The 19,622-nt window shown below is 43.9% G+C and carries 22 protein-coding genes; 14 read left to right on the top strand and 8 right to left on the bottom strand.

The genetic code is table 11. The features are described from left to right. The first annotated feature begins 99 nt into the window (after positions 1–99). Complete coding sequence (locus H513_RS0111550; protein ID WP_026800898.1) at positions 100–1,566, top strand: ATP-binding cassette domain-containing protein; 1,467 nt, start codon at positions 100–102, stop codon at positions 1,564–1,566. Positions 1,567–1,846: 280 nt separating this feature from the next. Here the strand turns inward: H513_RS0111550 and H513_RS0111545 are convergent, their stop codons facing one another. The 4 genes from H513_RS0111545 to H513_RS0111530 are packed head-to-tail and all read right to left on the bottom strand — an operon-like array spanning position 1,847 to position 5,500. Further along, entirely contained in the window at positions 1,847–2,836 is a 990-nt protein-coding gene (locus H513_RS0111545) for a siderophore ABC transporter substrate-binding protein (protein ID WP_036770125.1), read from the bottom strand. Between the two features lie 18 nt (positions 2,837–2,854). After that, positions 2,855–3,613: an iron ABC transporter ATP-binding protein gene (locus tag H513_RS0111540; protein WP_026800896.1), complete on the bottom strand. Its 759-nt coding sequence runs from the start codon at positions 3,611–3,613 to the stop codon at positions 2,855–2,857. Then, entirely contained in the window at positions 3,610–4,557 is a 948-nt protein-coding gene (locus H513_RS0111535; protein ID WP_026800895.1) for an iron chelate uptake ABC transporter family permease subunit, read from the bottom strand. Before H513_RS0111535 ends, H513_RS0111540 begins: the two co-directional genes overlap by 4 nt. Beyond that, the gene (locus tag H513_RS0111530) at positions 4,550–5,500 is read right to left on the bottom strand and encodes an ABC transporter permease (protein WP_026800894.1); all 951 of its coding nucleotides are present in this window, start codon (positions 5,498–5,500) and stop codon (positions 4,550–4,552) included. The genes H513_RS0111535 and H513_RS0111530 overlap by 8 nt, the downstream gene beginning before the upstream one ends. 235 nt (positions 5,501–5,735) lie before the next feature. Between H513_RS0111530 and H513_RS20905 the strand changes: the two genes are divergently transcribed. The 7 genes from H513_RS20905 to H513_RS0111495 all read left to right on the top strand — a co-directional run bounded on the left by H513_RS20905 (position 5,736) and on the right by H513_RS0111495 (position 10,176). Continuing rightward, the gene (locus H513_RS20905; protein ID WP_051239925.1) at positions 5,736–6,662 is read left to right on the top strand and encodes a tetratricopeptide repeat protein; all 927 of its coding nucleotides are present in this window, start codon (positions 5,736–5,738) and stop codon (positions 6,660–6,662) included. A 119-nt stretch (positions 6,663–6,781) separates the two neighbouring features. Beyond that, the gene (locus H513_RS0111520; protein WP_026800892.1) at positions 6,782–7,105 is read left to right on the top strand and encodes an ArsR/SmtB family transcription factor; all 324 of its coding nucleotides are present in this window, start codon (positions 6,782–6,784) and stop codon (positions 7,103–7,105) included. Between the two features lie 66 nt (positions 7,106–7,171). Further along, on the top strand, positions 7,172–7,600 hold the full coding sequence (locus tag H513_RS0111515) for a DMT family transporter (RefSeq protein ID WP_026800891.1): 429 nt from the start codon (positions 7,172–7,174) through the stop codon (positions 7,598–7,600). Positions 7,601–7,612: 12 nt separating this feature from the next. Next, positions 7,613–8,068: a DMT family transporter gene (locus tag H513_RS0111510; protein WP_026800890.1), complete on the top strand. Its 456-nt coding sequence runs from the start codon at positions 7,613–7,615 to the stop codon at positions 8,066–8,068. 120 nt (positions 8,069–8,188) lie between these two features. After that, entirely contained in the window at positions 8,189–8,851 is a 663-nt protein-coding gene (locus H513_RS0111505) for a type 1 glutamine amidotransferase domain-containing protein (protein ID WP_026800889.1), read from the top strand. Between the two features lie 140 nt (positions 8,852–8,991). Continuing rightward, a complete protein-coding gene (locus H513_RS0111500; RefSeq protein WP_026800888.1) occupies positions 8,992–9,624 on the top strand; it encodes a lysozyme family protein in 633 nt (210 codons plus the stop codon). A 108-nt stretch (positions 9,625–9,732) separates the two neighbouring features. Beyond that, positions 9,733–10,176 carry a cell wall hydrolase gene (locus H513_RS0111495; protein ID WP_026800887.1) on the top strand — a complete coding sequence of 148 codons (444 nt, stop codon included), beginning with the start codon at positions 9,733–9,735 and terminating at the stop codon, positions 10,174–10,176. A 44-nt stretch (positions 10,177–10,220) separates the two neighbouring features. Here H513_RS0111495 and H513_RS0111490 read toward each other — a convergent pair whose 3' ends face one another. The 3 genes from H513_RS0111490 to H513_RS0111480 all read right to left on the bottom strand — a co-directional run bounded on the left by H513_RS0111490 (position 10,221) and on the right by H513_RS0111480 (position 12,336). Then, on the bottom strand, positions 10,221–11,108 hold the full coding sequence (locus H513_RS0111490) for a LysR family transcriptional regulator (RefSeq protein WP_231572114.1): 888 nt from the start codon (positions 11,106–11,108) through the stop codon (positions 10,221–10,223). 77 nt (positions 11,109–11,185) lie between these two features. Continuing rightward, the gene (locus H513_RS0111485; protein WP_026800885.1) at positions 11,186–11,737 is read right to left on the bottom strand and encodes an NAD(P)H-dependent oxidoreductase; all 552 of its coding nucleotides are present in this window, start codon (positions 11,735–11,737) and stop codon (positions 11,186–11,188) included. Positions 11,738–12,003: 266 nt separating this feature from the next. Beyond that, complete coding sequence (locus tag H513_RS0111480) at positions 12,004–12,336, bottom strand: winged helix-turn-helix transcriptional regulator (RefSeq protein WP_026800884.1); 333 nt, start codon at positions 12,334–12,336, stop codon at positions 12,004–12,006. Between the two features lie 120 nt (positions 12,337–12,456). Between H513_RS0111480 and H513_RS0111475 the strand changes: the two genes are divergently transcribed. Then, positions 12,457–12,951, top strand: coding sequence for a lactoylglutathione lyase family protein (locus H513_RS0111475; protein ID WP_026800883.1), 495 nt, complete (start codon positions 12,457–12,459; stop codon positions 12,949–12,951). Between the two features lie 190 nt (positions 12,952–13,141). Next, positions 13,142–13,798 (top strand): YdeI/OmpD-associated family protein, encoded by a 657-nt coding sequence (locus tag H513_RS0111470; RefSeq protein ID WP_036770140.1) that lies wholly within the window; start codon positions 13,142–13,144, stop codon positions 13,796–13,798. A 140-nt stretch (positions 13,799–13,938) separates the two neighbouring features. On the opposite strand, the gene thiD is transcribed toward H513_RS0111470, so the two are convergent. After that, positions 13,939–14,763: a bifunctional hydroxymethylpyrimidine kinase/phosphomethylpyrimidine kinase gene (gene thiD / locus H513_RS0111465; protein WP_026800881.1), complete on the bottom strand. Its 825-nt coding sequence runs from the start codon at positions 14,761–14,763 to the stop codon at positions 13,939–13,941. Positions 14,764–14,945: 182 nt separating this feature from the next. Here thiD and H513_RS0111460 point away from each other — a divergent pair, with 182 nt between their 5' ends. The 4 genes from H513_RS0111460 to H513_RS0111445 all read left to right on the top strand — a co-directional run bounded on the left by H513_RS0111460 (position 14,946) and on the right by H513_RS0111445 (position 19,515). Next, positions 14,946–15,323 carry an ArsR/SmtB family transcription factor gene (locus H513_RS0111460; RefSeq protein WP_026800880.1) on the top strand — a complete coding sequence of 126 codons (378 nt, stop codon included), beginning with the start codon at positions 14,946–14,948 and terminating at the stop codon, positions 15,321–15,323. A gap of 17 nt (positions 15,324–15,340) precedes the next feature. After that, a complete protein-coding gene (locus H513_RS0111455; protein WP_051239924.1) occupies positions 15,341–17,818 on the top strand; it encodes a heavy metal translocating P-type ATPase in 2,478 nt (825 codons plus the stop codon). 281 nt (positions 17,819–18,099) lie between these two features. Next, positions 18,100–19,119 carry a Gfo/Idh/MocA family protein gene (locus H513_RS0111450; RefSeq protein ID WP_026800878.1) on the top strand — a complete coding sequence of 340 codons (1,020 nt, stop codon included), beginning with the start codon at positions 18,100–18,102 and terminating at the stop codon, positions 19,117–19,119. Positions 19,120–19,188: 69 nt separating this feature from the next. Further along, the gene (locus H513_RS0111445) at positions 19,189–19,515 is read left to right on the top strand and encodes a hypothetical protein (protein ID WP_026800877.1); all 327 of its coding nucleotides are present in this window, start codon (positions 19,189–19,191) and stop codon (positions 19,513–19,515) included. The last annotated feature ends 107 nt before the right edge of the window (positions 19,516–19,622 follow it).

Here is a 19,622-nt window from a genome sequence, read left to right as displayed (position 1 = left end):
GCTCCTCTGCCTTTTTTTAATCCAATTTCACATCTTGAACTAGTAAAATATGGATTTAGTGATACAATGAGTGCAATCTTAGACGTAAGGGGGGAGCTTATGAAAGGTAACATTCTTATTCAATCTATGACGTACCAACATCCTTCGATGACCGAGCCTCTTTTTCAAAATGTGAGCGTATCTATTCATGATGGGTGGAAGCTAGGTCTAGTCGGACGAAATGGGAGGGGCAAGACTTCCTTTCTAAATCTATTAAGGAAGAAACTTCACTATGAAGGCGTCATCCAATTCAACTTAGAGTTTACATATTTCCCTGACTATCCAGTTCAGAACGAGGGCGAGACAACGCTTGATATGCTAACACGTCGGAATAAAACTGTTGAGGTGTGGGAGATTGAGCGGGAGTTGTCTTACATGAGATTGCCTGAAGACATTCTAGAACGAGACTTTTACACGTTGAGTGGAGGGGAACAGGTCAAGGTGTTGCTTATCGAACTTTTCTTAAATGATCATGCCTTTCCATTAATCGATGAGCCGACGAACAATCTCGATCTAGATGGTCGGCAAATTGTCGGGGCGTATCTTAGACGGAAGAGTGGCTACATCGTTGTAAGCCACGATGAGGCATTCTTAAACATGTTCGTCGACCATATCCTGGCTATCAATAAACAATCGGTTGATTTGATTGCTGGAAATGTAGAGACATGGAAATACGAAAAGGCGAACGCTGACGCACTCTCTAAGGAGAAAAATGAAAAGCTAAAGTCCGAAATTAATCGATTATCGGATGTCTCTACTGTCGTGAATTCATGGGGAAATAAGCGAGAGAACAGTACTAAGGATGCATCGGAAAGACGACTTGCGGCGAAGCAAATGAAGCGTGCCAAAGCCATTAAGAAGCGAACAGAAGATATGATTGAGGAGAAGCGGGGATTGATTAATAACATAGAGGAGCCAGCAGACCTTAAGATGCGTGTAAGTCACCCTATTAAACGAGTCGCATCCTTTCGAGATTTCTCCATTCTACGAGATGGCATGCCTCTCTTTGAGCCGATTACGTTCGAAATCCATCCTGGAGATCGATGTTTTATTGAAGGGAAGAATGGAATTGGTAAGTCGACTCTACTTTCCTATATTCGTGGTGACCGAAGTCTTGAAACAATGGGAGACGTAGAATTGAAGGTACCTCGTAACACCTCCATGTTAAGTCAGAATAATGGGGAAGAGGACTATCCTTCCTTACTAGCTCAACTGACAGCGAAAGAGAAAGAGGCATATTGGCATTTTCTCCACCAGCTTGGTATGAAACGAACACAATTCAAAGCATCATCAAGCAACCACTGGAGCTCTGGAGAACAGAGGAAAATGTTTCTTGCGAATGCCTTACTTGGGGAGAATGAGCTATTCATCTGGGATGAAGTGACAAACAGTTTAGACCTATATGTCATCAACCAGCTTATGGAGGCAATTAACACCTATGAGCCAACGATGATTGCGGTTGACCATAACGAAGCCTATGTGGAAGCAGTTGCGACGAAGCGCATTTCACTAAGACCTTATACATAGGAATGCACGTAGATTATCTTAGTTTGATGTATAAAGGTTATTCTGGTTTCAACTAACAGAGCAGTGATTGAACGAAGCGCACGTAGAATAAATGCGAATGATGTTCGTATAATCGCTTATCGTAGAATGCGAGATTCCTGATGTTTTTAGGGAGTTCGCATTCGATACTGTAAGTTCCCACTTCATCAGAAATCAGTTCGAAACCTTCTAGGCTCAACCCAAGCTACTCAGCCCACCTTCCACACAAAGAAGCCAGCGCATCTACGCTGGCTTCTCTGTTTTATTCTAATCCGTTCTGGACTTCTTCCGCCATCTTGCCTACTGGGGAAATGCCGCTAGATAGGTACCATACGCCTGGGTCTAGGTAGACGATGTTGCCTTCTTTAGCCGCAGTGGTTCCATTTACAAGCTCGTTATCTAATACTTCGCTTGCTACTGTCTCTCCACCAATTGCTTGGTCACGGTCGATGACAAAGAGTGTGTCTGGATTCTGTTCTCGGATGTATTCAAAGGAAATGTTCATCCCATGGTTCGATGCTTCAATGTTCTCATCTGCTGGTTGAACACCGAACACATCGTGAATGACACCAAAGCGGGAGCCTGGTCCATATGCACTTACTTTGCCACCAGTTGAAAGGATGATTAACCCTTTCTTGTCAGAGCCTTCTGTCGTTTCTTGAATAGAAGCAACGGCTTTTTCGACGCGTGCAATTTCTTCTTTTACTTTGTCTCCTTTCGTAAATAGTTCACCAAGTGTGTTCATGCCTTCTTTGTAAGAATCCATGAAGTTCTCTGTGTCTGTTGTTAAGTAAAGCGTAGGGGCAATTTCACTTAAGTCTTCGTAAGCATCAGATTGGCGACCAGAGATGATGATGAGGTCTGGGCTCATTTCATGGATTTTCTCAAAGTCAGGCTCTTTCAGACTTCCAACGTTTTCGTAGTCATCTCCTTCGAACTTAGATAGATAGTCCGGTAGAGTAGACTTTGCAACACCTGCTACATCTACGCCAATTTGGTCTAGAATGTTTAAAGTACCATAGTTAAACACGACAACTTTTTCTGGGTTTTTCTGAATCGTTGTTTCACCTAGTTCATGTGTAATCGTCATTTCTTCGTTTGTTGTTTCTTCAGAAGCTGTCTGTTCTTCAGTCGCTTCTTTCTTCTCTTCATCCTTAGTAGCACTTGCGTCATCGGAACCTCCACAAGCTGCAAGAATCAATACAAATAGAGATAAGATTGTCATGAATAGTAACTTTTTCTTCAATTTCATCGATAACACTCCTTTTCATTATTTGAAATACACACAAATGCGTTGCCCATCTATAATGTGAATGGGGATGTCCATATCGTAAATGCTTCTTAACACGTCTGTTGTGATCATTTGTTCTGGTGTACCTTCTTGCACAACCTTTCCGTCTCGTAAGGCAACAATATGATCGGAATAGCAGGAGGCGAAATTGATGTCATGAATAACGATGACAATGGTTTTCCCTAAGTCATCGACCATTCGTCTTAGTGCCTTCATGATTTGAACAGAGTGTTTCATGTCTAAGTTATTAAGCGGTTCATCAAGCAGAATGTACTCCGTGTCTTGCGCGATGACCATAGCAATGTAGGCACGCTGCAGTTGTCCGCCACTTAATTCATCAATGAAGCGATGCTGAATGTCTTGAAGCTCCATGTATCCAATGGCCTGGTCTACTTGCTCCCAATCTAGTTTCGATAGATTCCCTTGTGAATAGGGGAATCGGCCGAAGCTAACAAGCTCTCTCACCTTAATGCGGATATTGAGATGATTTGATTGTTTAAGAATGGACATTTGCTTCGCTAACGTGTTCGGCTTCTCAGAACCAACGTCTTTCCCATTCAGATAGACATGGCCTTCGTCTTTCGAGATGAGCCGACTGACCATAGCGAGCAATGTACTCTTCCCGGCGCCATTCGCTCCAATAAAGGAAGTAATCGTACCTTTATGAATTTGAACGGAGACGTCATCAACGACGCGTTTCTTGCCATATGATTTCGTTACTTGATTAACTCTAATCACGATTGATTCCCCTTCAGCAATAAGTATAGAAAGTAGGAGCCACCCACAAAGTTAACGAGGACGCTAACGGTCGTCGTAAATGTAAATACGTGTTCAACAAGGAACTGTCCGCCTAATAAGGTCACAATGCTAATGAGAATCGCGCTCAGAATAAGAAGGGTATGTCGATATGTCTTCATAAGCTCATGGGCGAGATTCGCAACAAGCAAACCGAGAAATGTAATCGGGCCGACAAGTGCCGTTGATACAGAGACGAGGATGGCAATAACCACCAGCCATTGCCTGACGACGGAATCGTATGGAACACCGAGGTTAATGGCGTGGTCCCGTCCAAGAGACAATACGTCCAAATACTTAAACAGCCGGATAGAATAGACCCCAACCAGTCCGACAAGCACAAAGGAGATTATGAGTAGCTCTTCGTTAACTCGGTTAAAGCTTGCGAACATGGCATCTTGGATAAGCGTGAACTCGTTCGGGTCAATTAAGAGCTGCATAAACGAAGTAATGCTCTCGAAGAAGGTGCCAAATATAATCCCAATCAGAAGGAGAAAGTAAATCGTTCTTCCCTCAATCCGAAAGACAAATCGAAATAGAAGAAGCGCGAATGCAACCATTAGCCCTACCGATAAGAGGAAGTGGCTTTCTTCTTCCATTAGTGCCAATTGACGACCGCCAAACAGAAACACAATCGCCGTTTGGATGAGCATGTAAAGCGAATCAAGTCCAATCAAGCTTGGGGTTAATATTCGGTTATTCGTAATCGTTTGGAAGATGACCGTCGCAAACGCAATGCAACTTCCTGTCAGAACGATGGCAATCACCTTCACCGTTCGTTTAGGAAGAACATAATCCCAAGATGTTCCCACATCCCATACAAGGAATAAGGCAATTGCGAGTAGGCTAATAAAAGCCAAGAGTAATAGTTTATTTCGATTACTCATAAGCAGCCCTCCTTAGCAAGAGGACAAGGAAGATGCCGCTTCCGATGACCCCTACCGTCAATCCAATCGAGATTTCGTAAGGGAAGATGATTACTCGACCGAGCAGGTCACACAGAAGAACAAATAAGGCCCCAAGTAAAGCGGTGTGGATGAGGCTGTTCTTTAAATGATCACCTGCATAGATTGAAACAATATTCGGAATGATTAATCCGAGAAATGGTAATGTACCAACCGTTAACAAGACAGTTGAGGAGACAAAGGCTACGATGACGAGCCCAATGTTGACAACTCCCTTGTAATTAAGTCCTAAATTCATGGCGAAGTCTTCACCCATGCCTGCAATTGTAAAGCGATTTGCGTATATGTAAGCAATTAACAAGGCTGGGATACTTAAGTAAAGCAACTCATATCGCCCTCTTACAATCATCGAGAAGTCACCAGAGAGCCAAGATCCAATACTTTGGATTAAGTCGTATTTGTACGCGATAAACGTCGTAATCGACCCAATTACATTTCCGAGCATAAGGCCGACTAACGGGATGAAGATGGCATCCTTGAATCGAATACGTCCTAGGATTTTCATGAACAAGAACGTCCCGATAAGAGCAAAGAGGAAGCCGATTCCCATCTTTGTGAGCATACTGGCACTTGGGAATAAAATAAGAGCAACTAAAATCCCGAGTCGTGCGGAGTCCATCGTCCCTGCCGTAGTTGGAGAGACAAATTTATTACGGCTTAGTTGTTGCATGATAAATCCAACAATACTGATGCTCATGCCAGCTATTAAAATACTAACTAATCTCGGTATCCGACTAACCCAAAATACTTGCTGTTGTTGGTCTGTTAGCTGAAAGAGGTCGAACAAACCGACATTTGAGACTCCTACGAATAGTGAAAGGACAGAAAGAATGAGAAGTAAGCTAACTTGTACTGCAATCTTCATAGAACGTCTTCCTAACTATAGTCTAAGGTAATGAAGCAACACTTAATGAGATAGATTATCATTCTCAATGCAAAAGATTAAATCCCTCCCTTTATCGTTTTGATACAGGTATCACTATATCAATATTGATAATCATTATCAACTATAAAAATAAAAATTGGGTGAATATTCTTTTGTTGAAACATTCCTACAATCCAACTACTATTGAGAGAAGAAGCAAATGAGGGGGAGAGGTATGGAACAGCTAGAGGCTTTACTGGCGCAACAACAGTATAAAGAAATCATGGAGCGATGTGCGGAAAGGCTTCAAGAAGATAATGTAGATGCACTTTCGTTCTATTTTTGTGGTGCTTCAAATGATGCACAAGGCCTTGAGCTTGAAGCCATTCCTTATTATGAGAGGGCTATAGAATCCGGACTACCACCTCATTATGAACAGAAGGCGTACGTTCGATTAGGGAGCTGCTATCGGTCAATAGGAAACTATGAAGAAGCTCATCACGTCTTCTCGAAAGGCATTGAGTCTTTCCCAGATCACCGAGGTTTACAACTGTTTCATGCAATGAATCTTTATAATAGCGGGCGGTCGAAGGATGCGGTCTTATTATTGTTACGCACATCCCTTGAGAGTATGGTAGAAGACCAGTGGTTGAAGCGTTACCGAGGGCCGTTAACCTATTACAGTGAAAGGATTGAAGAAGTATGTCAGCCTGAATCCTCTATACGAGCAGCAAGAATAGAGGAGGCTGTGGATTTATCAACACTGGCGCTTCAATCGAAAGGGTACTGGGGATATGACGAGGCGTTTATGGCGGAGTGCCGGAGTGTGTTGACGTTAACAGAAGAGTATGTCGGAAAGAACCCAACCTACTTGTATGAACGGAACGGGAAGCCAATAGCCTTCTACAGCATGGTGCTCGACAAGGGGGAGCTTGATTATTTCTATGTGCACCCGGACTACATTGGAAGTGGAATAGGTCAGAAGATGTGGCAACACGTACTAGAAACGGCCCGAACCTATGCCTTGTCTGCCCTAATCATCCAAAGCGATCCACATGCCCACCCTTTCTATACGAAGATGGGAGCGGTTACGATAGGACAGATTGATTCAGAAGTAGACACCTCTAGAAAGCTACCGTTGCTTCAAGTAACGATACAATGAGTACGTGTTATAAATATATTTATAGAAGAGTTATAGAATCATAATTTGTGAATGCGTCACGTTCTCCTTACAATAAAGAGTGTTCGTAGGAGGGGAGGCGTCCGTTAGGAGTGAAATCAATGGGAGAACTTGACCCCGTTCTTGTATTTAAAGCCCTCTCGAATGAAACGAGGCTGCATATGTTAGCGTGGCTGAAAGAGCCTGAGGAGAATTTCCCTAAGAAAGAGGCTCATCTTCCACATGAGGTGAATGAGAAGCGTGGGGTATGTGTCGGGGATATTCAAGAGAAGTCTAAGCTTTCTCAGTCCACGGTATCGAACTATTTATCCATGCTCCAGAAGGCCGGACTGTTAGAATCCGAGCGTTATGGACAGTGGACTTACTATCGACGGAACGAGGAAGCTGTGCAACAACTATCCAAGTTCATCGAAACAGAGCTTTAAGCTCTGGTCTTTTTTTGATCATGTATATCGAAATATCCCGATATACAAAAATGGGGAGGGTCTATTATGAAACTGATTTTCTACATTCTTGCCTTCGCAGCAGGGATTGCCTTAAGTATGGAAGGTGCGATTGCAGGTACGTTAGGGGAGACAATTGGCGAACTAGAGAGTAGTTATTTCATCTTCCTAACGGGAACGATTCTGCTCGGACTGACGACGTTGTTCTTCGGTAAAGGGAAACTATCGGAAACGGTCCGTGTTCCGAAATGGAACTTACTTGGTGGTGTGCTTGGGATTATTTATTTAACCCTACTCGTAATCAGTGTCCCATTCGTCGGGGTCGGTGTTTCCATGGTGTCCGTTATTATCGGGCAAATGGTTATGAGTGTGGTCATTGAACATTATGGATGGCTAGGAAGTGCAACAATAAAAGTAGGCAAAGAACGAGTAGCGGCGATTGCGCTTATGGCGGTTGCATTATTCTTTATCTTTTAGGAGGAGTTTGAAATGGGGACGTTCATGATTATATTCACATTACTAGGTGGGGTTGCGTTAAGTGCACAATCCTCCATCAATGGAGCACTAAGTAAACGTGCTGGGACGTTTGAGACAGCTTTCTTAACCTTTATGACAGGTGCCATGTTTCTCACGCTCATTGTGTTGTTCTTCGGGGAGGGGAACGTACTTCTCGTCTTTGAGGCACCTAAATGGCAATTAACCTCCGCTATACTTGGAGTGTCGTTTATGTTCTTAACCGTATTGTCGGTACCGAAAATTGGGGTAGCAGCAACGAACCTGACCGCAATTAGCGGTCAGCTGCTTGCGAGTATGGTGATTGATCATATGGGTTGGTTTGGCAATAAGGTCGTTCTCTTTGACGCTGAACGAATCATAGGAATCGTGCTCATGTTTATAGCCCTTTATCTATTGTTTAAAGGGGACAAGAAAACGATTCAACACTAATTCCTGTTCTAATATATAAATATATTTATACCAAATGTGTGATTTTATAATTAGATTTCTAGGTTGTGCCGGTGTATTCTGTTCCTTGTAGGGAAACCAACTTAAAGGAGGCATCATACCATGGCTAAACATGTTCTCATGGTGGTGACGAATCATAGTGAGCTAGCAGAAGGCATTCAAACTGGGGTATGGCTATCTGAATTTGCAGAAGCGTACAACGAGTTCAAAGCCAACAATTTCAACGTAACAGTGGCAAGTCCGTCTGGAGGCTTAGCACCTGTCGACCCAGGAAGTGTCGATGAATCTACACCTCAAGAACTGTTGGAGCGTAAAGCAATGCTAGAGCAGACTGTATCGCTCAATAACATAGATGCATCTACTTATGATGCTATCTTCTTGCCAGGTGGGCACGGAACGATGTTCGACTTGCCGAAGAGTGAGAAGCTTAAAGAAGTCCTTCAAGATCTCTTTGAAAGAGGGAAGCCCGTTGCAGCAGTCTGTCATGGACCAGCTGGGCTTGTTGAAGCGAAGCTTTCAAATGGTCAACCACTTGTAGCAGGCAGAAAGGTCAACGCATTCACGAACCCGGAAGAAGCGGATACGACACTAGACAAACATATGCCGTTCCTTCTTGAAACAAAGCTACGTGAGCTTGGTGCCATCTATGTAGCAGCTCCAAATTGGAACGCACACGTAGAAGTAGATGGCAATCTAATCACAGGTCAGAACCCTCAATCCACAATGGCAGTAGCGAACGAATTTGTGAAACAACTTCAAGACTAACCATTCAACTGACGTCTCTTAGAGGCGTCAGTTTTTTGTGCTTCTTCGACAGATTATCATTCTATCGTTTCCTACACCTCGTGGTAAACTAAGAGAATAGAAGATGATTCGGTATCAGGGATTAATAGGAGGAAGAACCAATGAGCAATGGAAAGAATGGAAAAGGGTTACTTTTTGGGTTGATTGTCCTCCCTCTCTTTATTATTGCAGTGGTATTCCTAGCCACTACCATTGAGAATACGAGAGATGTAAATGTATCTATTGAAACGTCCGTTCAACCAGAAGAAGCGCAGTTATCTCCGCAAGTTAAACGATATGAAGACGAAGTAAGACGTTATGCAGCAGAAGAGGGAATTGAAGCGTACACGGATGTCATCCTTGCACTCATGATGCAGGAATCTGGTGGAAGAGGAGATGACCCGATGCAGGCATCTGAATCGCATTGTGGGGAAGTGGGATGCATTGAAGATCCAGAGACGTCCATTAAACAAGGGGTTTCCTATTTCGCATACACCCTCGAACGAGCTGGTGGAGATGTGAAGCTTGCCTTACAGTCCTACAATTTCGGTGCTGGGTTTATCGATTATGTGAAAGAAAATGGGGGAGCGTACACCCAGCAGTTAGCCATTGATTTCTCTGCGAAGAAATATGAAGAACTGAAGGATACCGGCATCTATAGCTGTATTCGAGAAGAAGCAGAGCAATACGATGCCTGTTACGGAGACATTTATTATGTAGATGCCGTGCTTGATTATTATGATGAGGAAATCTAGTAACCGAACTCAAACAGTCCCTACGGGTTTCATGTGCTCCAAGAACTGTTTCTATACAAAGTGACATGATTCTCAGCAATTATCATAAGATGTTGTTGGGGTGAAAAGATGCCAAGAGTAAAATACACCAATAACGATGTAAATTTAGTGGCGAGGATGATGAGGGCAGAAGCTGTAGGGGAAGGGAAACAGGGGATGTTATATGTAGGAAATGTCATCGTGAATCGTGCAAAGGCGGACTGTCTCGATTTCAAAGACCTCCGTACCATTTCAGATGTCATCTTCCAGGTCCAGGGAGGGAATTACTCATTTGAAGCCGTCCAAAAGGGCAACTTATTCTATAACCGAGCAAGGTCCGCAGAGAAAAGGCTAGCCAAAAAGACGCTGAATTTCTGGCGAGACCATCCTGCTAAATATGCCCTTTGGTATTTCAATCCTTATGGTCCATGTCCAGATACATGGTATGGTCAACCGTTCTCAGGCCAGTTTAAGAAACATTGCTATTATGAGCCACAAGCTGACACATGTGCGAGTGTATACGTTGGGGGATAAGAAGTTTCGCTAGAGGGAAAGGCACATAAATAGGCCTTTCCCTTTTATTCTTTCTGTGCAGGCAGACAGAAGCGTTCGAGCTTCTTGATTGTATCGTTCATCTCAGGAGAACTTTCAAATTTTGATTTGTATGCAAGGTAAATCTCATTTGATACGGAAAGTTCCTCGAACAATACTTGAAGCGAAGAGTCCTGCCGATGTTTGTCTACGATAAACGTGGGAAGAAGGCTCATCCCGTGACCATTCTTTATTGAGTTTAGGATGGTATGTAAATTTGGAAGGACATGCGTCGGACTTAGCGTTGGACGCTTCTTGAAATGCTCGCGCCAGAATCTCCGTATTATGGGAAGTTCAAGTCCATAGCTCAACCAGCATTGATCTGAAAGCCATGACTCAAGGGCGTGTTTAGTTGAGAAGGTAGGAACGTCCAAATTCCTATGGGCAACCGTGACGAAATGCTCGTCCATCAGGAATTTATGTTCCACGCCAGGAGTCTGGTATTTCTTTGAAGTGATAATGATGTCGACCTTATCTTCCTTCAGAAGGTTCAACAGTTCAGAAGCAGTGCCAAACGTTGTAATGACCCTTGCTTGAAATCCTTCTAAATGTTGAATTAGGTGTTCTTCGAAGAACTCGAGTGCTGTCCCAATTCGAATGACCGGCGAAGCGGGGGTGGAGAAGGCTTTAAAGCCAATTGTCTTCTCTTCAAGTGACTCAATTAAAGGGGCGAGCTGAGTATAAAGCTCCTTGCCTTTCTCTGTTGGAACGAGCTTACGTGAGGTTCTTGTGAATAAGAGTTCTCCAACTTCTGCTTCAAGAGCCGATAAATGTTGACTCATGGCAGGCTGTGTCATGATACGAGCTTTGGCTGCCTCTGATACTGAAGCATGCCGATAGATGCTAATAAATGAACGATACCATTCAAAATCCATTATACTTCATCCCTTCTAATACGATGGAATGCATGAGTTAAGGGGCACAATAGCCAATCTATCGTGCCCCTTGATGATTATACACCAAACACTTCTACAGCGTGGTTTCTAAGCTTCGTTTTGTAGTGCTCCATGTTCGTTCCTTTCACAACGTCGTGGATTGAGAAAGTCGGAAGTGGTTTCATTCCAATGTACTGATTCATTTTGTGCAAGTGAAGCATCGCTTCGTCCAAGGAGCGACCTTCATAGAAAGCTGTCTCATTATTGAAGATGGACTCTGGTGCATTCCATGTGAATGAGAGCATATATTCTTTGTTTGTAAACAAGCCTCCATGGCCATATCGGTCTGAACCTGTGAAGAAAATGTTGTCCATAAATACCTGGTCAATATATTGCTTGAACTTCCCAGGGATGCTGAACCAATACACAGGAGTCTGCATCAGAATAATATCAGCTTGTTTCCACTTTTCAATCTCTTCCTCTACATCATACCCATCGTCGACGATGGTTGTGTCCAGTTCATAGCTTCCTTCCAGTTGAACTTTCCATTCATCTAACATCGTCTGGTTTAGGTTCCCCTTTGACTTGTTATATCCTTCGTGTCCGTTAATAAGTAAGATTCGTTTCATCTAGCATCGCTCCTTTAGTGGTGTAGAGAACTATTCAATACCCACTTTAACGAATCATATAGAATTTATATAGACACTTCAGGGTAACTGAGGAACAAAATGGTGCCTTTTCAAAGTAGTGTAATATTGGGAATATAAGGATGGTAATGGTGCTTCGGTCATGAAATGGTTCGTTATGTACATGTGATGTTAGGTGAGAGAATGGAAAAAGAGTGCAAAAGAACTACTGGATAACAGGGAGATTTCCATGTAAAAGGGTACGGAAATTATTGATTTTCCGTACCCCATTTATGCATTTCAAGCAATATAGGTCGAAGTGTTTCACCTTTGTGGGATAGCTCATACTCTACTTTTGGAGGGATTTCATCGTATTGCTTTCTTAAGATGAAGCCATCTTCCTCCAATTCTTTCAGCTGCTGAGTCATCACTTTATGTGCAATGCCAGGCAGCAAGCGGCGCAATGCATTATAGCGAAGTGGCCCGTCCTCACCTAAGTGCCAAAGAATGACGGTCTTCCATTTGCCGCCGATCTTATTCAATGTAAATTCTATGGAGCATTTCAGCTTTCCTTGCTCGTCTACAACGGGTTGTTCCGGCATTTCTATGTCCTCCTTCTTACTTGCAGGTTAGTATCTAACATAAAAGTGCATACTTACACCATACATGCTGTTCTCTTATAATAGGGCTGTAAACCAAAACAATGCAAGGAGGACGACTGGATGGAAACTTATCCACGTACATTTTCACACATTGGACTTTCTGTACCGAACCTAGAGGAAGCAATTAAATTCTATAAAGAAGTATTTGGCTGGTATGTCATCATGGAACCTTCTGAGGTTGTAAATGATGATACGACGATGGGGCAAATGTGCCGCGATGTATTCGGAGACAACTGGGAGAAATTCCGTATCGCTCACTTATCTACTGGTGACCGTATTGGTATTGAAATCTTTGAATTCCCAGAGAATGAACAGCCAGAAGACAACTTCGATTATTGGAAGACTGGACTTTTCCATTTCGCCGTTCAAGACCCTGATATTGAGGGGCTAGTTGAGAAGATTAAAGCACATGGCGGAAAGCAGCGCATGCCAATTCGTGAGTATTACCCAGGGGAGAAGCCATACCGCATGGTTTATGTAGAAGACCCTTACGGCATTGTATTTGAGATTTACTCTCATAGCTACGAATTAACGTATTCTAAAGGTGCTTACTAATAGATGATGAGCCAGTCCAAATGCGGGCTGGCTCTTTCTTTGCGTCTACATATAGAGCCCCACGAGATCAAGAATGAACGTGAAGCTCAAGTGGGGGAATAGAGTTACGCGTGCAAGAATCCTTTAGTCGCATCACTTCTGTGTTACACTGTAACAGAATTATCCAATTTAGAGCGGTGGAGGAATGTGTATGCGAACGATTATCGACAAGTTAAATCTATCCAAGTATGAGAAGATAACGGTGCTTCATCAGCCGGATGATTATACCGTTTTTGACCAACTGCCAACCACATTATCGGCTCAACACGATGCCATTTTTATCTTTGTGATGAACATAGAAGAAATGAAAGTGAACTTGCAGAACGTAGTAGAAGATGAATCAGTTCTGGCACAGAAAGGAACGGTTTTCTTTGCTTATCCAAAGAAGGGAAACAAGCGTTATGATAGCTACATACACCGAGATGAAATGTTTCCGGCTCTAGGGATAAACGATGACGGCTACGTAAGTGGAAGCGATATTAAGTTCTCAAGAATGGTGAGCATGGATGATGTATTCACGGTCGTTGGAATGAAGAAGGAACCGAAGAAAGTTAAGAAAACTTCTTCTCCGAGCCAGTGTGTAGCGGATTATGAGGACCGAATCGATGAAGTGAAAGAACTCTTAAAAGACACGCCCGAGCAACTATCTTTCTTTCAACAACTAACGCCAGGATACCAGCGTGATTGGGCGAGACAAATCTTCTCTGCCAAGCAACAGGCGACTCGCGATAAGCGTGCCAAACAAATGATTGAGATCTTAGGACAAGGTTATAAATCATTGGACCTTTATCGAAGAGAACAGAAGTGATAGGAAAGCGCGCTTTATTAAGGAACTGAATCAAGACACTCAGTGTCCTGCTAATCTGAAGGTGGTGCTCCATGAATCGATCAATGAATAATGCGAAAGTAAAAACCGCTCAGCCATTTATGATGGCTGAGCGGTTGTTTTTATTTCGTCGTCACGCTTACTTCAATTTCTTCTTTGTGTGTGCCCTTTTGGTAGACGGGGCCTACGTAATCATTTAACGGGAAACCTTCTTTCACGGCGCTTGCGATAAATGCTTTCGCAGATTTCACAGCTTCCATAACGGATTTTCCGTTCGCAAGTTCTGCTGTAATCGCAGCGGAATACGAGCAACCTGCTCCGTGAACATTGTTCGTATCGAAGTTGTCCGTCTGAAGGTAATGGAATTGTTCACCATCATAGAGAAGATCGGTTGCTTTCGTCTCATCTACAAGCTTGCCAGCCTTAATGAGTACATACTGGGCGCCAGACTCATGAATGATCTTGGCAGCATCTTCTAGTTCTTCAACGCTTGTAATTAGACGATAGCCAGCTAGTTTCGCTGCTTCGAATAGGTTAGGCGTTGTGATGGTAGCCTTTGGAACGAGTGTTCCTTTCAGGCTTTCTAAATTCTCTGGATGAAGCACGTCGTCTTCACCTTTACATACCATAACAGGATCTATTACGGCAGGGATACCTGTTTCCTCAATTACGCCAGCTGCGCGGGCAATAATGTCAGGAGAGCCAAGCATGCCTGTTTTTAGTGCATCCAAGTTTAAGGATAGTGCCGTTTTTAACTGTTCGTTCACTGTATGAAGTTCCATTGGGAACACATTATGGGCCCAACCATTTGTCGGGTCCATCGCTACCACGGTTGTTAAAGATGAAATTCCATAAACGCCATGTTCATGGAAGGTTTTTAAGTCTGCTTGAATGCCAGCTCCGCCACTACTGTCGGAACCAGCAATCGTAAGTACGCGTTTTCTCATTAAACATTCCCCTTCCAACTGCTGTCTCAATCTATAAGACTTTCTCCTATTCTAACGATTATTATGGGAATTGTGAACTATAATACATTCAAACCTTCATTTGATTGACGTTTTTAGGAGAAAGGCATATGATGAATGTAACATTCAAATGTTCGTTTGATTAACGGGATTTAGGAGGTAAGATGATGAAGAAAACACAAGATACATGCGATATATTTTGCTATGACGAGGAGTTAGTGGAGCGAGTAAAGCCTCGCGTTGATGCTGTAGTCGGCATGGAGATAATCTTTAAGGCGTTGTCAGACGCGACCCGGATGAGAATTGCCTATGCGCTCACGTTAGAAGAGGAGCTGTGCGTGTGTGACGTGGCAAATATTATCGGTTGCACAACTGCTAGCGCGTCCCATCACCTTCGCTCGCTTCGAAAGGCTGGTCTTGCCGAATACCGGAAAGAAGGAAAGCTTGTGTTCTATACATTGTCTAATCCATTCATAAAGGACCTAGTAGCTGTTGCGATTCAACATAGTGAAGACCAATCTCTTAAGCTTGCCAACGTGTGATGAGAGGGGAATAGCATATGGGAAAGAATTTGAAAGCATCTTGTTGTAGTTCGGATTCTGTGAAAGAAAAGGATGCTTGCTGTAGCTCGAATGGGGCTGATGTTGTAACGAGCTGCTGTTCGTCGAAAGAAGAAGCATCATCATCCTGTTGTTCTTCAGCAGAGGAAGAGATAGCGGCCGCCGCTGAATCGTTGCCGTACCTTCAATATGAGGAGTATCGCATAGAAGGAATGGATTGCCCTTCTTGCGCCAAGACGATAGAGAAGGCGTTAAGTGGAAAGCCAGGTATTCAATCTGTACAGGTGAACTATGGTTCAGGAAAGCTTGTCGTAGGTAGTGAAAATCCTAGTCATCTTCCATCCATAGAAGCTGAGGTGAAGAAACTAGGCTTTAAAGCAATCTCAACAGAAGAGCGTGGAACAGAGTCCTATCGCATACAAGGGATGGATTGTGGATCGTGTGCGAAAACGATTGAGAAGCACCTAGGTCAGCAATCTTATGTTCATTATGTATCTGTCAATTTCTCAACAGGGAAAATGAAAATCGCGCATGATTCGAATGTAAAGGAAATCAAGAAACAAGTTCAACAGTCAGGGTTTGAAGCGGAGCTTGAAGGAGGAAAGGAAGAGTCCTCTCAGAAGCAACGACGTGACTGGATGATGATTGGATCAGGAGCGCTGCTTGCATCTGGATTTATCGCCTCACTTCTGTCTCTTCCATCCCTTCTTGTGACCCTCCTTTATGCCGCCTCCATCGTCATTGGAGGATGGAAGCCTGTTCGAAGTGCTTACTATGCGGTCAAGAGTCGCTCATTAGATATGAATGTCCTCATGTCGTCAGCCGCCATTGGCGCAGCGCTTATTGGAGAATGGTTCGAAGGGGCAATGGTCGTCTGGCTATTTGCACTCGGGAACGCGTTGCAGAATCGGTCCATGGAGAAAACGAGAGACTCCATCCGGGGATTGATGGACCTTGCACCTCAAGAAGCGGTCCTAAAGCAAGAGGGAAAACTCGTTACGGTACCTGTCGAGCGCGTACAAGTGGGAGACGTCATGGTCATCAAGCCAGGAGAAAAGATTCCGCTCGATGGCAACATAGCGGTTGGGTATTCAAGTATTAACGAAGCGCCTATCACAGGTGAGTCAATGCCCGTTGATAAAACGGTAGGAGACGCCGTCTATGCTGGTACGATGAACGAGGAAGGCTCGTTAGATGTAAAGGTAACGAAACTCGTAGAAGATACGACCCTTCAGAAGATTATTCATCTTGTAGAAGAAGCACAAGAACAAAAAGCGCCGACAGAAGCGTTCGTTGATCGATTTGCACGCATTTACACCCCAGTCGTCTTCTTGCTTGCATTAGCCGTGATGGTCCTCCCACCATTATTCGGACTAGGAAGCTTCAGTGAGTGGTTCTATAGCGGATTGACGTTGCTCGTTGTCGCTTGTCCGTGTGCCCTTGTCATCTCTACACCAGTAGCGATTGTGTCTGCCATTGGCAACGCTGCGAAACGGGGTGTTCTGATTAAGGGTGGCACGTTCCTTGAACAAATGGGGGCGATCGATGCCTTCGCCTTTGACAAGACAGGCACGTTAACAGAAGGAAAGCCTGTCGTCACACACGTAGAGTCCTCTCAAGACGAAGAGGAACTTCTACGGATTGCTAAAACAATCGAATCGTACTCGACTCATCCCATCGCCAACGCTATAACCACTTACGTGGATGAACGGGGTCTTGATACGCTTGATGGGGAAGCGTTTAAAGCTGTACCTGGTAAAGGAGTCGAAGCTACGATTGGCGGGACTCGTTACTTCGCAGGAAATCCGAAGTGGTTTAAAGAATTGGGTGTAACCTTTGACACCTTGTCTTCTGTGATTGAAGAACGTTCCTCTAAAGGAGACACTCTTGTACTTGTTGGGACAGAAACATCACTATTAGGTTTATTCTCCGTAGCAGACACCATTCGAGACACCACAGTTCAGTCAATTGAAGAAATGAAGTTGCTTGGTGATAAAGAAATTGTGATGTTGACAGGTGACCACGAAGGAACAGCACGGTTGATTGCAAGTCAGGCAGGTATTGATACGTATTACGCGTCCTTACTTCCTGAAGATAAAGTGACCGCCATCCAAGACCTCCAAAAGAGTGGGAAGCGAGTTGCCATGATTGGAGATGGCATTAACGATGCTCCGGCACTTGCAACAGCGGATATTGGTGTTGCTATGGGGGGAGCTGGTTCTGATACTGCGATGAACACAGCTGATATTGTACTCATGGCAGACCATTTAGACATGCTGCCGAAGACGGTATCACTAAGTCAGAAAGCCCTAGCTATTATTAAGCAGAATGTGTGGTTCAGCTTACTTACCAAATTATTGGCATTGCTCTTAATATTCCCAGGGCTACTTACGCTATGGATGGCTGTTATCGCAGATACGGGTGCCGCTCTTCTTGTCATTCTAAATAGTATGAGACTTATTCGTCGCAATCAATAATAGGAAAGGGTGGTCAACGCCAAGTTGGCCACCCTTTATCTCTATACGAATGGATTTATGGATGGGGAGGTGTAAGTTGCAATGGTTGGAGCTGGTTGAAGCAGCACACCAGTTTATCCATTTATATAAGAACGCTATGTCGCAGGCCTATCAATAGATAAGCCGTGATTTAATGCTATCGGTCAACAGGACAAACGTTTGCGGATGGAGAATGTATGAAGAGGGATGGTTCGTTCGAACTGAATTCATAATCCACATATTCTATAAATGAGGTGTTCATGATGATACGAGTAGCGCTACTAAGTGGTTGGCACGTGCATGCACAAGAATACGCAGAAGAGGCCTTGAAACACCCGGACTTATCCGTTGAACTGATTTGGGATGAAGATGAACAACGAGGAAAGGAATGGGCGAAAGAGTTAGGCGTACCGTTTGTTGCAGACCTTGATCAAGTGCTGCAAGATGCCAACATCGAAGCTGTGATTGTGTCTTCTCCAACGAATGCACATCCATCACTCATTTCAGCTGCTGCAGCAAATGGAAAGCATATTTTCACTGAGAAGGTGTTGGCATTTACGGCTGAAGAGGCAGCGCAGCTCTTGGATGAGGTGAAAGATAACGAGGTTGAATTTATGATATCGTTACCGCGCCTCACAGCTGACTATTACGTTGCTGCACAAAAGGCTGTTGATGACGGATTACTTGGAGAGCTAACCATGCTTCGCTGTCGGGTAGCTCATGATGGTTCAGTTTCCACTGACCAGCATCCATCAGGCTGGCTTCCGGAATCTTTCTACGACCAAGAATTGTGTGGTGGGGGAGCCTTTATTGATTTAGGAGCACATCCGATTTACTTGGCGAATCGTTTTGGTGGTGTACCAAGTGGTGTGTTCGGCCGATTACATGACCGCACGGGACGTGGAGTAGATGACCATGCGACTGCGATTGTCGAATACGAATCTGGTCTACTTGCAACGCTAGAGACAAGCTTCGTATCTTATGGAAGTCCATTTCAGCTAGAACTGTATGGAATGGAAGGTACGGTGTTGATTGAGCAAGACTGTGTTCGGATGAAGAGCCGTTCCTTTGGCCACGACGAATGGGTAACGGGAACAGACCAACAAGCCCTTCCAACTCCGATGGAGCAATGGGTAGATGCCATCTTAAATCGTCGCCCTTCAACCATTACGGCTGAAGATGCGTATTGGCTTACTGTGGTGAATGAAGCTGCTGCTCTTTCTCAACGTGAAGAACGTCGTGTCCCCATTTCAGGACGAATGGTTTCCGTTCCTCATTCTTAATGACATTCCGTGCAAAATCGGCAACCTTTATGGAGGATCGGAATAGTTTCTCTATAAAGGGGGGATGACGTGGGAACAGTTGTAATCATAGGTACATTGTTTCTAGCCTTATGGATTGTCGTGTACGTTGACCATCTAGAGCAGAATCGAGTTCAAATGGAGGAAGAAGTTCTTATGTACATGCATGCGACCTTCTTCAAGACTTTGACGAGTTATCACCACGTTCGATTCGGGAAAGTGAAGCGAATATCGAAATCGGGCTACAGATGCTCCATCACAGCCTATTCAGTGAACGGGGGGCGAGGAGAGAATCTAACCCAAGACGGCTGGATACTCATTATAAGAGACAAGAGTAAGCTTGAGGTTGTGCATGGGTTTAACGAAATTATGATATAGAAAAAAGGTTCTAAGTCAATTGTTGGGGTAGGAGGCAAACTCCTGCCCCTTAACCAACTTGAAAGTCTTTTGTATGTTTGTATTGATGATGCAGAAGAATCTTCAAT

Source organism: Pontibacillus halophilus JSM 076056 = DSM 19796 (genome assembly GCF_000425205.1).
Taxonomy (GTDB): domain Bacteria; phylum Bacillota; class Bacilli; order Bacillales; family BH030062; genus Pontibacillus_A; species Pontibacillus_A halophilus.
The sequence above is the reverse complement of the archived record's forward strand: the minus strand, read 5'-3'. Positions and strand labels throughout refer to the sequence as shown.

Excerpts from the sequence above, each read along its gene's own strand:
- H513_RS0111550 (WP_026800898.1), top strand. The coding sequence starts at position 100 with ATGAAAGGTAACATTCTTATTCAATCTATGACGTACCAACATCCTTCG.
- H513_RS0111545 (WP_036770125.1), bottom strand. The coding sequence starts at position 2,836 with ATGAAATTGAAGAAAAAGTTACTATTCATGACAATCTTATCTCTATTT.
- H513_RS0111535 (WP_026800895.1), bottom strand. The coding sequence starts at position 4,557 with ATGAGTAATCGAAATAAACTATTACTCTTGGCTTTTATTAGCCTACTC.
- H513_RS0111530 (WP_026800894.1), bottom strand. The coding sequence starts at position 5,500 with ATGAAGATTGCAGTACAAGTTAGCTTACTTCTCATTCTTTCTGTCCTT.
- H513_RS20905 (WP_051239925.1), top strand. The coding sequence starts at position 5,736 with ATGGAACAGCTAGAGGCTTTACTGGCGCAACAACAGTATAAAGAAATC.
- H513_RS0111520 (WP_026800892.1), top strand. The coding sequence starts at position 6,782 with ATGGGAGAACTTGACCCCGTTCTTGTATTTAAAGCCCTCTCGAATGAA.
- H513_RS0111515 (WP_026800891.1), top strand. The coding sequence starts at position 7,172 with ATGAAACTGATTTTCTACATTCTTGCCTTCGCAGCAGGGATTGCCTTA.
- H513_RS0111510 (WP_026800890.1), top strand. The coding sequence starts at position 7,613 with ATGGGGACGTTCATGATTATATTCACATTACTAGGTGGGGTTGCGTTA.
- H513_RS0111505 (WP_026800889.1), top strand. The coding sequence starts at position 8,189 with ATGGCTAAACATGTTCTCATGGTGGTGACGAATCATAGTGAGCTAGCA.
- H513_RS0111500 (WP_026800888.1), top strand. The coding sequence starts at position 8,992 with ATGAGCAATGGAAAGAATGGAAAAGGGTTACTTTTTGGGTTGATTGTC.
- H513_RS0111495 (WP_026800887.1), top strand. The coding sequence starts at position 9,733 with ATGCCAAGAGTAAAATACACCAATAACGATGTAAATTTAGTGGCGAGG.
- H513_RS0111490 (WP_231572114.1), bottom strand. The coding sequence starts at position 11,108 with ATGGATTTTGAATGGTATCGTTCATTTATTAGCATCTATCGGCATGCT.
- H513_RS0111485 (WP_026800885.1), bottom strand. The coding sequence starts at position 11,737 with ATGAAACGAATCTTACTTATTAACGGACACGAAGGATATAACAAGTCA.
- H513_RS0111480 (WP_026800884.1), bottom strand. The coding sequence starts at position 12,336 with ATGCCGGAACAACCCGTTGTAGACGAGCAAGGAAAGCTGAAATGCTCC.
- H513_RS0111475 (WP_026800883.1), top strand. The coding sequence starts at position 12,457 with ATGGAAACTTATCCACGTACATTTTCACACATTGGACTTTCTGTACCG.
- H513_RS0111470 (WP_036770140.1), top strand. The coding sequence starts at position 13,142 with ATGCGAACGATTATCGACAAGTTAAATCTATCCAAGTATGAGAAGATA.
- thiD (WP_026800881.1), bottom strand. The coding sequence starts at position 14,763 with ATGAGAAAACGCGTACTTACGATTGCTGGTTCCGACAGTAGTGGCGGA.
- H513_RS0111460 (WP_026800880.1), top strand. The coding sequence starts at position 14,946 with ATGATGAAGAAAACACAAGATACATGCGATATATTTTGCTATGACGAG.
- H513_RS0111455 (WP_051239924.1), top strand. The coding sequence starts at position 15,341 with ATGGGAAAGAATTTGAAAGCATCTTGTTGTAGTTCGGATTCTGTGAAA.
- H513_RS0111450 (WP_026800878.1), top strand. The coding sequence starts at position 18,100 with ATGATACGAGTAGCGCTACTAAGTGGTTGGCACGTGCATGCACAAGAA.